This window comes from Thiorhodovibrio frisius, from assembly GCF_033954835.1.
GTDB classification, from domain to species: Bacteria; Pseudomonadota; Gammaproteobacteria; order Chromatiales; family Chromatiaceae; genus Thiorhodovibrio; species Thiorhodovibrio frisius.
Map to the genome: position 1 here is coordinate 2,950,510 of NZ_CP121471.1, position 14,824 is coordinate 2,965,333.

A 14,824-nucleotide genomic window follows, 5' to 3' on the forward strand; every position below is an offset into this window, starting at 1 on the left:
GCTCAGTCAGGAGCCTTGCGTCTCAGCCTCTCCAACACCTGGTGCAAATCCTCAGGCAGGGGGGCGCGCACCACCAAGGGCTCAGCCTCTGGATGCGGGCGAAAGCCGAGCTCGGCGGCGTGCAAGAATAAGCGATTCAGCCCCAAGCTGCTCAGATGTTGATTGTGGGTGGCATCGCCGTATTTATCATCGCCAGCCACAGCCGCACCAAGATGGGCCGCATGCACGCGGATTTGATGCGTCCGCCCAGTCCCCAGCCTGACATCCACCAGAGTAAAACCAGCGAGTGTTTCCGCCCGCCGGAAACCGGTCCGCGCCTCCTTGCCCTCGGCATGATCGACCCGCACCACCCGCTCACCACCGCGCAGCAGGTTCTTGCGCAGCGGTGCGCGCACATCGACCCGCTCACGCGGCAAGCCGCCCACCAGCAGGGCCTGGTACCTCTTACGAACCTGCCCCTCGCGCAATTGCTGATGCAACCAGCGCAAAATCGCCGGCTTTTTGCTGATCAGCAAGCAGCCCGAGGTCTCGCGATCAAGCCGATGGACCAGCTCGAGCGACTGCTGCGGTCGCATGGCTCGCAACGCTTCGATCAGTCCCAGACTGAGCCCACTACCGCCATGCACCGCAAGGCCTGAGGGTTTGTCGATCAAAATCAGGCCCTCGTCTTCATACAGGACTGCATCCAACAGCCGTGCCTGCAATCCCGCCGTTGGCGTGACCGCAGGCGCCGCCGGGGTGAGGCGCAGCGGCGGCAAGCGCAGGGAGTCACCAGCCTCGAGCCGGGTTGCCGGCTTGACACGGCCACGGTTCACCCGCACCTCGCCGCTGCGAATAATGCGATAAACCAGGCTGCGCGGGGCACCTTTGAGGTGCGCAAGCAGGAAGTTGTCGATACGCTGCCCCTGATGGTCCGCACCGATCTCAAGGTAGCGAACCCCGCCCGGGGTTTGGTTGCCTGCGCTCGTAGACAGCTCGGCCGGCGGCTTAGCGACCGGCTCAGGAGCCGGCTCAGTCATGGGCACTCGCTGGGGTCTGATGGGTTTTTGTTTGCTCAATGGGTGTTTCGCTGCTATCTTGACAGGTCGCTATCGCAGGGCGCCATTGAACGCAGGCAACCTGTCGATATGCGTTCGCTGCGCCAGCCGGTCTAAACCGCTGGCGCCGCTAACCTGACAGTCTATGTCGGAATTGGAGCCAGCATCCTGCCATTGTAGGCCGAAGGCCACTGCCAGATGCGCGATTTCTCCGGGGGCTTGCCTCCGAAGGTCGGCTCGACCGGCAGCGCGCGAGAAAACCACCGGTTATCAGCCTTGATGACAGTGGCACAAGGGCTTGATTCCCTGGGGTGACCGGGACCAAGAGCTTTAGAAAGGTGCCGATCAAAGCAAAAACCGGCTCGCCGCAATCACACCTGAGCCAGGCTCAGGTGGTGGCAGAACATTCAAGCGCGACCCCGTCGGGGTGCGCAACCATGATTGATCCGCAGGCTCTGGCGGAGCCTGCGGACCGAAAAACAACAACCTAAAGAGCGCGCAACAGTATCGATGCACATCCGGATCAGTGATGAGCGCGCGCGAGGCCACAAGCCGTCGCGCCGCGACCTTGCCCGGACGCCATCGCCGCCAGGCCCCGCTACCGCCCGGGACCTGCACTGGCCGGCTGTGAACAGAGACCCACCATGGGGTCTGTTCACAGCCGCCAGAGCGCGCTGTTCAAGAGATTTTAACCACAATGAAAAGAATGCTGATCAACGCAACTCAACCAGAAGAGTTGCGTGTCGCCATCGTCGATGGTCAACAACTATTCAACCTTGATATCGAGTCCCCCGGTCGCGAGCAAAAAAAGGCCAATATTTACAAAGGGATTATTACCCGGGTCGAGCCCAGCTTGGAGGCGGCCTTCGTCGACTACGGCAGCGAGCGCCACGGGTTCCTGCCTCTGAAAGAAATCGCACGCGCTTACTTTGACGGCGATGCGGCCAAGCCTGGCACCAAAAACAACATCCGCGAGTTGATCCGCGAGGGCCAGGAGGTCGTGGTCCAGATCGACAAGGAAGAACGCGGCAACAAGGGCGCGGCCCTGACCACCTTTATCTCGCTCGCCGGTCGCTATCTGGTACTAATGCCAAACAATCCGCGCGCCGGTGGCGTGTCGCGCCGCATTGAGGGCGCGGATCGCAGCGAGTTGCGCGAGGTGCTCAGTCAGCTCGATATCCCCGAGGATACCGGGCTGATCGTGCGCACCGCTGGCGTTGGCAAGAACACCGAGGAACTCCAGTGGGATCTCGACTACCTCAAACAACTCTGGGACGCCATCAAGACCTCAAGTGAGGAGCGCAAAGCACCTTTCCTGATCTATCAGGAAAGCGATGTGATCATCCGCTCCATCCGCGATCATCTGCGCGCGGATATCGGCGAGATCGTGGTCGATGATCCCAAGATGTACGAGAAGGCACAGGCATTTGTGCGCTCGGTCATGCCGCATAACCTGAAGAAACTCAGGCTGTATGACGACGAAGTCCCGCTGTTCACCCGCTATCAGATTGAAAGCCAGATCGAATCCGCCTTCCAGCGCGAAGTGCGCCTGCCCTCTGGCGGCGCTCTGGTGATCGACCACGGTGAAGCCCTGACCTCCATCGACATCAACTCAGCGCGCGCCACCAAGGGCGCGGACATTGAGGAAACGGCCCTCAACACCAACCTGGAAGCCGCCGATGAAATCGCCCGGCAACTGCGCTTGCGCGATCTGGGTGGCTTGTTCGTCATCGACTTCATCGACATGACACCGGCCAAGAACCAGCGCGACGTCGAAAACCGTCTGCGCGACGCGCTGAAACAAGACCGCGCCCGGGTGCAGACCTCGCGCATTTCGCGCTTTGGCCTGCTGGAGATGTCACGCCAGCGCCTGCGCCCGTCGCTGGGAGAATCCAGCCAAATCGTCTGTCCGCGCTGCAAGGGCCAGGGCACAATTCGCGGGGTTGAATCCCTCGCACTCTCGGTGCTGCGCATCGTCGAAGAAGAGGCGATGAAAGACAGCACTGCGCGCATCCTGGCCCATCTGCCCATTTCAGTCGCAACCTACCTGCTCAATGAAAAGCGGCGCGCGGTGCTCACGGTCGAAGACCGCCACCAGGTCGAGATTCTGCTGGTGCCAAACAAGAGCATCGAAACCCCTGAATACCGCATCGAGCGCGTCCGCGGCCAGGACGTGATCCAATCCGGCAGCGATGAGGATGTCAGCTACCAACTCAGCGAAGAGCTAACCACCGAGGAGATCCTCTCACAGGTCGCAACCAGCCGCCCAGCTGACGAGCCGGCGGTCAAGCAACTCGCGCCTTCCATGCCCGCCCCCCACCGCAGCGAGCCCCCAACAGCCGAACACCGCCATGCGGGCGCCACTGCGGCAGCCACCCATGAGCGCAACGAGAATCTGCTCAAGCGTCTGTGGGTCACCTTCTTCTCGGGCGGCGACAGCCAGGCAAACGCGTCGCAGGATTCGGCCTCCGCTTCTGCAGCCGCTGCCAAGCGCGAGGAACCGGCGCTCGCAAGCGAGGCCCCACCGGCCCGCGGCCGTTCACCGAGACGCGGATCGAGCACTAGCAGCGAGCGCCAAGGCCGCGTGAGCGAGAGGTCGCGGCGCACATCTTCAACAGACAGCCAATCCGAATCCGGCACCTCCGCGACCGAGAGCCGGGCCAGCAGCGGCCCGGCGAGCGACACTGCCAGCGATCAGCCGAGCGACGGGCAATCGCAACGCACGGAGCGCTCACGCTCCAGTCGCCGCGGTGGACGCGGACGCGGCAAGAAATCCCCAGTCAATCAGGACAATGGCGGCAATCAGGCGGAAGCCAGTGCTACGCCCAAAGGGGGACGGAGCTCACCAGCGGAGGCATGGGCCAACCCAGACCGCAAAGGCGCCGACCAACCAGCCAGCGGTGAACAAGGCCCATCCGACAAAGCGCGCAGGGATTCCGCTGCCCAAACCCCAGACTCCGGCAAAACTGACGAACCCGCCGCGCGTGCCGAGCAAAACAGCTCCTCTGACGCGAACAACCAGAACGGAGACGGCGAAGCACCGCGTCCGCGCTCCAGCCGCCGGCGGCGCGGCGGTCGTAACAGACGCAAGCCAACCTCCCCGGCAGCGACCAACGGGGATTCCCAATCCACTGCCGAGGCAACATCAGACACACCGGCAGCTGAGGCCCGTCAAGACGCGCCCACGTCAGGCAATGCAGATTCCGCGCGCTCACAGCCTACAGAAAGACAGAATGCACGGCGGCCGGCCAGGGAAGCGACGCCAGCGCCGTCTGAACCCCAGCGGGAAGCAGCCGACCCAATGCCAGCGCCAATACCAGCACCCGCTTCGATCCCGGCGCCTATCCCAGGGTCCATATCAGCGGAACCTCGGCAACCAGCTATTAAAGGATCGGAAGCATCGCCATCGTCACCTGAATCCATGAGCAGGCCAGCAGAGGCTGCACCTCTTCCCAAAACGGAAAAGCTGCCACCAAGCACGCCGCCCGTTGAAAAAATAGTCTCGGAACCAAAACCACTCGGACAGCCCGGGGACTCACCCGTCACGCCATCAACACCACCGGCGCCAAGGAAACAAGAGCAGCACATCGGGGAGTCAGGCCAGCCAAGGACCGAGCTTCCGCCCCAACCCCGCCCGCCTGCTAGTGAGTCCGGGCCGAGCACCCTGGATAGACCAACAGACCAGGGAAGCCCCCAACGTGAATCAGCAAACTCATCCGCTGGGATGCCGCCGCGCCAAGACAGTTAGAGCAGGTAAGAAATCTGCGGACATGGCCCCACTGCCGTCCGCAGATTTGCGCCCAATTTGCCACCGACAGGTTCTGACCGCGAACCATGTGGAACATATCGACCGCCAACTGGGTTAACATAGCCGTTCAATAATCTATTTCTGGCTGCGCCTGTGATCCCTGGCCCGGCTGTTCGTAAAAGCGCGCCGCCACACTGCATTCGATGCTCAAACTCTTCCTCCTCACATCGAAGCGCTTTGTCAGCCTGGCCATCCAGAGCTTTGCTCGCCATCCGGCAATCGACAACGGATCACTTCGGCTCCGCGCGCGTCGACGCCTGGTGATGATTGGCTTTCTGCCTTTTCTCGCCCTAGTGCTCGCCATCCATTGGCTGGGCTTTCTGCTCGATGAGATCTTCTTTCGCGGTTACCGGAAGGTTCCAATTCGCGAGCCACTTTTCGTACTTGGCGTGCCGCGCAGCGGGACCACCAATCTGCATCGGGTCCTGGCCCGGGATGAGCAATTCACCACCTTCAGCACCTGGGAGAGTCTCTTTGCACTCTCGGTTAGCGCGCGCAAGTTCTGGCTGGGGCTGGCGCGACTCGACCGCTCCCTGGGCGGCCACCTCGCCCGTCTGCTCGCATGGATGGAAAAACATGGCTTCGCCGCCATGGACGATGTGCACCCCATGACACTGAGCGCACCAGAGGAAGATTATTTTGCCCTGCTGCCAATTCTCTCCTGCTTCATCCTGGCGCTGCCCCTCCCTTTCAATGAGCGCCTGTGGGACATCGGACAATTCGACCGGCGCATTCCAGCCGACGAACAGGAGGCGATACTCGCATATTACCGCCTCTGCCTGCAGAAGCACCTCTACGTTCACGGCCCGGACAAACGCCTGCTGTCCAAAAATGCCGCCTTCGCGCCCTTGGCGGGTGGACTCAGCCGCACCTTTCCAGATGCTCGCTTTTTAATTTGTCTGCGCGAACCCGAGCGCACCCTGCCCTCGCAGCTCAGCTCTATTGGTTCGGGTCTTGAGTTCTTCGGCACGAGCGCGCGCAGCCCCTGGGTGCGAGATCGGTTCATCGAACAGCTGCGGTTTTATTACCTGAACCTGGCGGCCCAATTGGGACAAACACCGCCCGAGCGCTGTGTCTGGATCGGTATGAATGCCCTGCGCAAGAATCTCCACAGCGCGCTGACCGACGCCTACCGACAGCTTGGACTGCCGATGTCCGATACCTTCGCCGCCATCCTGGAGCAAGAATCCGAGGCGAGCCGTCGCTATCGCAGCGGACATCGTTATGCACTCGCACATTTCGGGCTGAATGCGGCCGAGCTTGCCCGCGCCTTTGCCGATGTCCATGCCGAACCCCGGCTGGCTGCGATTCTGCCGCCACCAGCGACGAACGCAGCCCCATGCTGAATTCCGACAGCGCATCCACCCCACAGCAATCTAAAGCGGCACCGCTGCGCGTTGCCATCTTCTCGGATGCCGCCCCCGAACGTAATGGCGTCGGTGCCTATTATCGTGATCTTGCCGAACATCTGCGCAGCGCCGGGGTGCTGGCGCAGATCGTCTCTCCGCGCTATCGTAACGGGCGCTGGTATGGCGGTTTTGCGGTTCCGCTGCCGGGTGACCGCACTCAAAAGTTCATGCTGCCCTCGCCCCTGATGATTCGCCGACGGCTCAAGCGCATCAACCCCGATGCCATTATCATTCCCACGCCCGGCCCTTACGGCATGCTTGGGCTGCTGTTTGGAAAAAGGCACAAGGCGCGCATCATTGTCGGCTTCCATACCCATTTCGAGCGCCTCGCGGCCATGAATCAGGACTGGTCCGCGCGCGCACCCAGTTCGCAGTGGTATCTGAACAGCTGCAACCGCAAGCTGTTTCACGACAGCCAGCTTGTGCTTGCCAACTCACGGGAGATGGTCGACATTGCCCGGCGCATCGGCGCCGAGCATGTCGGACTCATGGGCACATCGATTCCCCGACGTTTTATCCAGCAGCCGCCCAAGCCTTTGCAAGGAAGCCTTAGCCGAATCCTTTTTGCGGGACGCCTTGCCCCCGAAAAAAATCTCGAAACTGTGGTCCAGGCCGCCGAGGCACTGCCGCACATGCAATTTCTGGTAGCCGGTGAGGGCCCCATGCGCCCCTGGCTGGAAGGCGAGGCACAGCGGCTCAAGAATCTCGAACTTCTCGGCTGGGTCCATCGCCAGAAGATGCTCCCAATCATCGACAGCGTCGATGCCCTGGTGCTGCCCTCCACGGTTGAGTCCTTTGGCACCATTGCGCTGGAGGCTATGGCCCGAGCGCGCCTGGTGGTGGTGTCATCACACTGCGGCATATTGAGCTGGGATGCGCTCAACCGCGGGCTGTTTCAGATCGAACCACAGCAGACGCTGGCCGAGGTGCTGCACCACATCGCCGAGATGGATCCAAAGGAACGCAGCCGCAAAGCCGAGATTGCCCGCACAGCCGCAACCAACATCAACTCAGCCAATCTCAACCACTGGCTTGAGATTCTGCGCGATGGCCGTCTGACCGGGATCGATGCAACCTCTTAGCATGAAACAGCAAGCGTCATATTCCGGAGTGGCCGGGACCATGCGCCTTAGCGTGAAACAACGCCTTGCTCTTTGCGGATGTCCGGGACCATGAGCCTTAGCCCTGCCCTCGCCTCGCCTTCGGATCCTTTGAGCCTGGTGTCCGTGCATGATGTCATGCCGGAGACCCTGACGGTGATTGAGCGGACGCTGGAAACGCTTTCCAGCCTGAATGTCGGGCCGGTCACACTGCTGGTAGTTCCCGGTCGCGACTGGTCCGCTGCGGACCTGACCCGCCTGCATGCACTTGCCCAACAGGGCCATGAACTGGCGGCCCACGGCTGGCGCCACCAGGCGGAACGCATCGGTGGCCTCTATCACCGCTTGCATGCCTTGTTTCTTTCACGCACCGTTGCTGAGCATCTGGCGCTGGACGCTGATGGAATAATGGCATTACTCAAGCGCAGCCAAGATTGGTTCATTCAGCAGGGATTTCCGCCACCGGCACTCTATGTGCCACCTGCCTGGGCAATGGGCGCTATCACGCGCGCGCGCCTGAGTGCCGAGGGCCCCTTTGCCCGTTATGAAGTCTTCGGCGGCATTTACGAGGCGGCTACCCAGGAATGGCGACCCACCCCAATGCTGGGCTACGAGGCCGACACGCCCGCTCGCGTACTGCCATTAAAGCTATGGAATGCGCTCAATCGCCGCCGGGCACGCGCAGCCGAGGTCATCCGCATCGGCATCCATCCTCATGATCTGGACTATGCCCTCGCCGGTGATCTCAAGGCTGATCTCAAGCGTTTTGACCGCTGCGGTGATTATGCCCAGCGCTCGCCGGGCGGCTAAGTCGCTGCCTGCTCTGTCTGGTTTGGTTTCGGTTTTGGCTTTGGCAGACGCCGAAGTTCGTCGGCAACATCGCGACTAAAATCCGCCAGAGCGGCACTCAAGCCCGCGACCTGTTGGGACACGCCAGCATCGGCGGGAAGGCTCTGGCGATAGCTGTCCTCGCGCATGCTCAGCACCTGCTCCGAGAAAGGATCGATCACAGCCCAGCGCACCTTAAGCAGGGCCTGGTTAGAGGGGCCAGCCTCGAACGCCACCACCTCGGCCATCACGCGAAAATCGAGCCGCATGCGCAGCTCGCTCGGAAACACCACAACGCGGCTGGTCTGGAGCAGCTGGGCCAGATTCTCCGAGAACACCCGCAGAAAATCGTCATCCAGGCTCCCACCCCAGCGATGGAATTCATCCACGCTGAGTTGATTACCACCCTGGCGTTGGACCACTTGCGGGCGATCGAGAAAGCGCGGAAAAGTCACCGGCCCAAGGCCGACCGCGAGCTGTCCGCCCTGAATCGCCCGGTTTTCTCCGGCTGGGCTCTCGGCCATCGCCGTCAGGGTATAAAACGCTGAGGGCGGTGAGCTGGCACAGCCCCCAAGCAACCACAGGCACGCGACCATCAAGGCCAGTGCGCGTGCTAACCATCGGACTTGCGCTCGCCTCACCTGACTCCTCCTTTTCCTCTCAGCAGTGCCTCGGGATGGCGTTCGAGGTAATCCGCCAGATCTCCCACAGACCGGGCCACGGACTGAAACTCTTGCAGGGAACGCAGGGCCTCGGCGCTCATGGGTGCACCGGGCGCAAACTGCGCATTAAAATTCTTAAACGACCCCTGGGCTTCAGTGATCAGCCCCAGAAGCTCTGGCGAAAGCTGCCGATCAGCCATAGCGCTCAAGCGCACCAGATGATCCAGAAGCTGATCGACCTGCGTCAAGGCATCGCGCAGCTGAGTGGAGTCCACCAGAGTGCGCACACCGGCCAGAATGGCCGAGAGATCCTCGCCAATGCGCCTGAAAGGGATGGCCTCGACCTCAGTCAGAATGCGATTGGCCTTGGTAGCCATCGCCTCGGCATCTGTGGGCAGCGTTGGCAACACCGGATAGCCTTGACGCTGACCAATCTCCACCGGCGGAGCATCCGGATGCAGATCAAATTCGACATACAATTGCCCGGTCAGCAGGCTACCGGTCTTCAGCTGCGCGCGCAGGCCATTGGCCACCATTGCCCGCAATAGCGACTGATCCGAGGTCGTTGTAAGGGGCTGCTGCGTCTGCTCAAGAGTCGCATCGCCCTGAGGATCGAGTTCATTCACCCGCTCCGGTTCAATTTCGATCAACACCGGAATCTGAAAATCGATTCGACTGGGATCGAACTCAAGCTGAATGTCCAGCACCTGCCCCACCTGGATACCGCGCACCAACACCGGCGCGTTTACCGAGAGCCCACGCACCGAACCGTCGAACAGCAGCACATAGCGCTTTTTGTTCAAATAGGCGCGTTCATACGCCTGCTTACGGTTGGCATAGAGCGGAAAATACTGCCCGTCACTGGCCTGAGTCCCTTTATCATCCAGCGTGTCTAGGGTATCGAAACCGACGCCGCCGATCAGCATGGAGATCACAGATTCGCTATCCACAACGACACCATCGGCAGTCATGCGCACATCGAAGCCACTGGCATTCCAAAATCTTGTATTTGAATAAACCAGATCGTGGTATGGCTCAGCGATGAAGATTTCAATAGTGACGCCGCCCCCGTCGTCATCCAGACGATAATTCACCACCTGCCCGACCTGAATGTGGCGATAGTAGACCGGAGAGCCCAGATTCAGCGACCCCAGAGATGAGGCGCGCAACGAGAACTGCAAGCCAGGCTGAGAGGTCGTGATGACCGGCGGGTCTTTGAGTCCGACAAAATGCCGCGCCGACTCGCCGTCAATCACCGGGTCGATCGCCACATAGGCACCCGAGAGCAGGGTCTCGAGCCCGGTGATCTGGCTGGGTGTCACCCGCGGCCTGGCGACCCAAAAGCGGGTCTTATGCGTCAGGTAGTGACCAGAGTCTGGTGTGAGTTCGGCGGTGACCAGGACCTTTTCCAGATTCTCGGACAGTGCAATGGCCGTCACCTGACCGATCACAACGTCTTTGAACTTGACCTTGGTCTTACCCGCCAGCAAACCACTGGCGGAGTCGAACTCAATGGTGATGGTCGGGCCGCGCTGGCTGATGGCGTGATAGGCCAGCCAGGCACCGATAACCACCGCCACCAGCGGCACCAACCACACCAACGACAAGCGCTCGCGTTTAACGACCCGGGCCTCGGCCAGCGCCGGCCCGGCATCCGAAGACTGCGTCTGGGCATCCTGACTCTTGGGTTGCGTCATCGGGCCATCATCCTCGCACAAGCGGGCCGGACGGCTGCATACCCGAGGCGCATTCAGGGGTGGATGCATCCCAAATCAGGCGCGGGTCGAAACTCATGGCCGCGAATATGGTGATGATGACCACGGCGCAAAAAAACACCGCGCCCGCCTCGGCCTGAATCGATGCCAGATTCCCTAAATGCACCAGCGCCACCAGAATGGTGACCACATAGACATCTACCATGGACCAGCGCCCGATGGCCTCGGTGATGCGATACAACCGCGTGCGATCAACCGGCCGCCAGCGCGAGCGCAGTTGCACCGAGACTAGCAAAAACAACAGAATCAGCAACTTGAGCAAGGGCACAAAAATACTCGCAACAAAAACCACCAGCGCCAGCGGCCACATATCATGGTGCAGCAAAAACAGCACACCGGACAGAATGGTATCCGACTGCTCACTGCCCAAAGAGGTGACCGTCATAATCGGGAACACATTCGCCGGGATATAAAACATCAGGGCCGCAATCACCAGCGCCCAAGTGCGCTGCAAACTGCGCGGCTTGCGGTGATGCAGCGCACTACCACAGCGCGGACAGGCATCCGTCAGACCCGCCTCCTGCAGCGCGCGGGAAGGCACCACCTGTTCGCAGGTTTCACAACCCAGCGCCAACTCGCCGGCCTTGGGTGTCAGACGCACCGGCGCCTTGAGCGGCACCCGACTCCAGACAAGCTCGGGGTCGAGCAAAGACTGAGCCGCTGCCAGCACAAAGATCAGCACCACAAAAGCAAAGAGCGACACCCCTGCCACAATGGTCGCCATGTCGGTCAACTTGACCACCGACACCAGAATGCCGATCAGGAAAACATCCATCATGCCCCAAGGCAGCAGGTGACGAAACAGGCGGAAAGGCTGCGCCAGCCAGGGCGAAAAACGACCGGCTTTGAGCGGCAGCAGCACGCTAACCAGCAAGGCGAGTTGCAGACCCGGAGCCAGAATGCTGGTGAACAACACCACCAAGGCCACTTCCCATTTGCCTTGCTCAATCAGGCTGAAAACGCCAGTGCTCAGCGTGGTCTCGGTGATCTGCCCCTGCATTTGAAAGGACAAAAAGGGAAAGCTGTTTGCGATTACAAACAGCACCAGACCAGCCAGCGTGAGCGCCAGAGTGTGATCAAGACTGTTTGCCCTGGCGCGGTGCAGCGTGAAACTGCACCGCGCGCAACGAACGACGCTACCAGCCGCCAGCGGCGGGGCATTCTGCAGCAGATCGCACTCGGGGCAAAGATACACAGCCATGGCTGCGCCGGCGAAAACGCTTCTTTAGGGCAGGTCGCAGGCGCGCCCCGCCATCTTGGTGGATTCCAGATCAAAGCCGGCTCAAGGCCGGCTTTAACCCAGATTCAGACTAGGGGCGTTACCGCTCAGGCTAAGGCCCAGTATCAGGCTCAGTCCGGCTCAACCGTGGTTAACCCAACGCTGACCCAATCCTGCATGCCACCGCGATACCATTTCATTTTGTCTACCGGATAGCCGATGCCATTCAGCGTTTTGATATTGATAGACGATTGCGGGCACCAGATGCCATTGCAGAAAAAGACCAGGGTCTTAGCATCGTCGAACGACCATGTTTTGGTTTGCGGGTCCTGCTTGGCGCCGAACTCATCGCTCAGGATGTGTACAAGAGATTCTGCCGCACTTGGCGCCGCGAAGGTCTTGCCGCCTTCATGGTTGATCTTATTCCAGGGAATATTGACTGCGCCCGGAATCGTCCCCTGCATGACCCAGTCGGGCGTGCGCGAATCGACCACCAAAAGAGTGTCATCGCCCTCGCTGATGCGCTGCAAGTAGCCGAGCATGTCAATTTCGCCAATGGTTTCAACGCCTGGCACCACAACCATGGGCTGCACGCAGAAGGGCGGACAGCCGCGATCAGTCTTCTGATACATTTCCGGGAGGGTCGCATTGCGATCATTCCCACGCTCGATCGTGATCAGCTCGCCGTTGTGCATGACCTCCACGGACTCAATCTCCGAGGTAATGCGATTGTCCGCCGCGCTCAGTGTCAGCGGCAGCAGCAGGGCCGCGATCATGCAGCCGCCAAGTACGCTCGAAAAGGGCGCGATTGAAAAGGTTTTCATAGCGACAAATCTCCTTTGGTCAGCAGCGAATACGCATCACCCCGGTCACCCCTGGGACGATAACGCGCTTGTTTCACGGGAAGCTCTCCTGGCCTTCTGCCAAGGTCACCATCTTACCAGCTTGACTCCCCTCGCGCGCTCCAAGCAGCACTTCGCCCTGCACAAGGCAGTGCGCGAGCGCATCCGCTACTTTCGGCTCAAGCCCCCGGCGTTGCCCCATCCCTCAGAGACAGGCGCTTACCTCAAGGGCTTCAAGAGGCGCGACGCACTACCGACATCAACGAACACAAGATCGGCGAGACAGCTTTTCTGTCCTTGCCTTGTAGCACTTCATTTCGACCGAATCCTCTGGTACATTTTCCGGAACGATTGCGCACCGATGATCCGACCGATTGGTTACTCCGGCGCGGCACTAACGAATACTCGCGCATTCGCGCTCGATTGACTCATGGACTCAAAAGCAAAAAACTACCTCGAGCGGTATTTGGCGACTTTGCCTCAAAATGTGCGCGAACAATATCGCCAATTCGACGCCTATCATTTCTGCGCTGACAAGGAAAATGCCGACATTTGCGCCGAGTTGGTGGTCAAAGGCGAAAAAAAAGCAACAGCCGGCCTGGTTTGGAGTTACGAGGCAGAGGCTGAACCTTTGCCGGAGATCTGCAAACTCACTGTCATCACGGATTGGAACAAGACCCCGCAGTGCATCATTGAAACCACAGCAGTCGAGATAAAATCATTCAAGGATGTTGATTCGGCATTCGCGCTCGAAGAAGGGGAAGGCGATAAAACATTAGACTCTTGGAGAAGCGAACACTGGAAATTCTTCAGCGCCGAGTGCGAGGAGCTGAACAAGGAGCCTAGCGAGGAGATGCCGGTGGTTTTGGAACGTTTCAAAGTTGTTTATCTTGGAGTCTAAGGCCAGCACGTCGAACAGGTTGTTTGTTTTTGACCCTCTCGCTCTTATGATTTCAATGACTTAAATTCTCAGTGTTTTGATTCAGACAAGAATCGCCCCCTAATCCTCATGGTTAAGGCAGGCCATACCAAGCTCCGCGACCCTGGCCATGCAAGGTCAAATAGCCCTGCTCGCGCAGCATTTTGAAGTGCATCTTTAGGGTATTGCGGCTCGCGCCGGTAATGGTGACGGCATCAGCGATGGTGACACGCCCGTGGTCGCGCGCATGATCAAGAATTTGAAGCGCCAAATCCGGTAGTTTGGCCAACAACAGCCGTTCACGCTCGACCTTCTCACGCAGCCGGCACATCTGGCGGTGCAGGGCCTTGAGAAAAAACCTCAGCCACGGCTCCCAGTCCGGCGCATCGGTACGCAGACCGGCCTGGGTCTGACGCAGGGCCAGGTAATAGCCTTCCTTGCTCTGTTCGATCACGGTTTCGAGCGAACTGTAAGGCACATACGCATAGCCGGCGCGCAGCAGCAGCAAGGTGGTCAATACCCGGCTCAGCCGTCCATTGCCGTCCTGGAACGGATGAATGGCGAGGAAAACCACCACGAAGATACCGATAGCGATCAGGGGATGCAGCTCGTCCCGCCGTGCCTGGCTGACTGCCGGATTGGACGCCTGGTTGAACCAGGTCAGCAGTTCGGCCATCAATTGCGGGGTCTCGAAGGGGCTCGCGGTTTCAAACACAATACCAACTTTTCGGCCGTCCGCATCGAACGCGGCGACGCTGTTTGATGTTGTCTTGTAGTCACCGCGATGGCGCTCGTCCTTGTCACTGTATCGGAGCAGGTCACGGTGAAGCTGGCGAATATGATTCTCGGTGATGGCGATCTCGGCCCAGGCTGCAAAGACGGTCTCCATCACATCCGCGTAGCCAGCCACTTCCTGCTCGTCACGCGAGTCGAAGGACTGGATATCCAGATTCGACAGCAGCCGTTCAACCTCGCGATCAGACAGGCGGCTGCCCTCAATGCGGGTCGAGGAACCAATACTTTCGACCGTCGCCATCCGACGGAGTGCCGACAGGCGTTCCGGGGCCAGGGTGCCGAGCGCCCGCCAGGCGCCCTTGAACTCGTCGATCTCGGCGACAAGCAAGAGCATCTCGGCGGTGATACGAAAACTGGATGTTTGGAACATGATCCATTTCTACACCCACAAACACCCATTCCGCAACCCACCTATCTGCCGAGCGCCTGC

The 14,824-nt window shown here is 60.1% G+C and carries 11 protein-coding genes; 5 read left to right on the forward strand and 6 right to left on the reverse strand.

What is annotated here, in order from left to right:
* Positions 1-2: 2 nt before the first annotated feature.
* Positions 3-1,019 (reverse strand): RluA family pseudouridine synthase, encoded by a 1,017-nt coding sequence (locus Thiofri_RS13600; protein ID WP_009147200.1) that lies wholly within the window; start codon positions 1,017-1,019, stop codon positions 3-5.
* A gap of 715 nt (positions 1,020-1,734) precedes the next feature.
* Between Thiofri_RS13600 and rne the strand changes: the two genes are divergently transcribed.
* The 4 genes from rne to Thiofri_RS13620 all read left to right on the forward strand — a co-directional run bounded on the left by rne (position 1,735) and on the right by Thiofri_RS13620 (position 8,164).
* Positions 1,735-4,785 carry a ribonuclease E gene (gene rne / locus Thiofri_RS13605; protein ID WP_009147199.1) on the forward strand — a complete coding sequence of 1,017 codons (3,051 nt, stop codon included), beginning with the start codon at positions 1,735-1,737 and terminating at the stop codon, positions 4,783-4,785.
* Between the two features lie 203 nt (positions 4,786-4,988).
* Complete coding sequence (locus tag Thiofri_RS13610) at positions 4,989-6,191, forward strand: sulfotransferase (protein WP_009147198.1); 1,203 nt, start codon at positions 4,989-4,991, stop codon at positions 6,189-6,191.
* Complete coding sequence (locus Thiofri_RS13615; RefSeq protein ID WP_009147197.1) at positions 6,185-7,336, forward strand: glycosyltransferase; 1,152 nt, start codon at positions 6,185-6,187, stop codon at positions 7,334-7,336. Before Thiofri_RS13610 ends, Thiofri_RS13615 begins: the two co-directional genes overlap by 7 nt.
* 90 nt (positions 7,337-7,426) lie before the next feature.
* Entirely contained in the window at positions 7,427-8,164 is a 738-nt protein-coding gene (locus tag Thiofri_RS13620) for a polysaccharide deacetylase family protein (protein WP_009147196.1), read from the forward strand.
* On the opposite strand, the gene Thiofri_RS13625 is transcribed toward Thiofri_RS13620, so the two are convergent.
* The 4 genes from Thiofri_RS13625 to Thiofri_RS13640 all read right to left on the reverse strand — a co-directional run bounded on the left by Thiofri_RS13625 (position 8,161) and on the right by Thiofri_RS13640 (position 12,662).
* The gene (locus Thiofri_RS13625; RefSeq protein WP_009147195.1) at positions 8,161-8,823 is read right to left on the reverse strand and encodes a PqiC family protein; all 663 of its coding nucleotides are present in this window, start codon (positions 8,821-8,823) and stop codon (positions 8,161-8,163) included. The genes Thiofri_RS13620 and Thiofri_RS13625 overlap by 4 nt on opposite strands.
* Positions 8,820-10,541, reverse strand: a complete 1,722-nt coding sequence (locus Thiofri_RS13630; protein WP_009147194.1) for a PqiB family protein — start codon at positions 10,539-10,541, stop codon at positions 8,820-8,822. Before Thiofri_RS13630 ends, Thiofri_RS13625 begins: the two co-directional genes overlap by 4 nt.
* A 7-nt stretch (positions 10,542-10,548) precedes the next feature.
* Positions 10,549-11,820, reverse strand: a complete 1,272-nt coding sequence (locus Thiofri_RS13635) for a paraquat-inducible protein A (RefSeq protein WP_009147193.1) — start codon at positions 11,818-11,820, stop codon at positions 10,549-10,551.
* 149 nt (positions 11,821-11,969) lie between these two features.
* Complete coding sequence (locus tag Thiofri_RS13640) at positions 11,970-12,662, reverse strand: rhodanese-like domain-containing protein (RefSeq protein ID WP_009147192.1); 693 nt, start codon at positions 12,660-12,662, stop codon at positions 11,970-11,972.
* 448 nt (positions 12,663-13,110) lie between these two features.
* Between Thiofri_RS13640 and Thiofri_RS13645 the strand changes: the two genes are divergently transcribed.
* Positions 13,111-13,581 (forward strand): ASCH domain-containing protein, encoded by a 471-nt coding sequence (locus Thiofri_RS13645; RefSeq protein ID WP_009147191.1) that lies wholly within the window; start codon positions 13,111-13,113, stop codon positions 13,579-13,581.
* Positions 13,582-13,693: 112 nt separating this feature from the next.
* Here the strand turns inward: Thiofri_RS13645 and Thiofri_RS13650 are convergent, their stop codons facing one another.
* Positions 13,694-14,764, reverse strand: a complete 1,071-nt coding sequence (locus Thiofri_RS13650) for a Fic family protein (protein ID WP_009147190.1) — start codon at positions 14,762-14,764, stop codon at positions 13,694-13,696.
* Positions 14,765-14,824 lie beyond the last annotated feature (60 nt).

Excerpts from the sequence above, each read along its gene's own strand:
- Thiofri_RS13600 (WP_009147200.1), bottom strand. The coding sequence starts at position 1,019 with ATGACTGAGCCGGCTCCTGAGCCGGTCGCTAAGCCGCCGGCCGAGCTG.
- Thiofri_RS13615 (WP_009147197.1), top strand. The coding sequence starts at position 6,185 with ATGCTGAATTCCGACAGCGCATCCACCCCACAGCAATCTAAAGCGGCA.
- Thiofri_RS13650 (WP_009147190.1), bottom strand. The coding sequence starts at position 14,764 with ATGTTCCAAACATCCAGTTTTCGTATCACCGCCGAGATGCTCTTGCTT.
- Thiofri_RS13620 (WP_009147196.1), top strand. The coding sequence starts at position 7,427 with ATGAGCCTTAGCCCTGCCCTCGCCTCGCCTTCGGATCCTTTGAGCCTG.
- Thiofri_RS13635 (WP_009147193.1), bottom strand. The coding sequence starts at position 11,820 with ATGGCTGTGTATCTTTGCCCCGAGTGCGATCTGCTGCAGAATGCCCCG.
- Thiofri_RS13630 (WP_009147194.1), bottom strand. The coding sequence starts at position 10,541 with ATGACGCAACCCAAGAGTCAGGATGCCCAGACGCAGTCTTCGGATGCC.
- Thiofri_RS13610 (WP_009147198.1), top strand. The coding sequence starts at position 4,989 with ATGCTCAAACTCTTCCTCCTCACATCGAAGCGCTTTGTCAGCCTGGCC.
- Thiofri_RS13645 (WP_009147191.1), top strand. The coding sequence starts at position 13,111 with ATGGACTCAAAAGCAAAAAACTACCTCGAGCGGTATTTGGCGACTTTG.
- Thiofri_RS13640 (WP_009147192.1), bottom strand. The coding sequence starts at position 12,662 with ATGAAAACCTTTTCAATCGCGCCCTTTTCGAGCGTACTTGGCGGCTGC.
- rne (WP_009147199.1), top strand. The coding sequence starts at position 1,735 with ATGAAAAGAATGCTGATCAACGCAACTCAACCAGAAGAGTTGCGTGTC.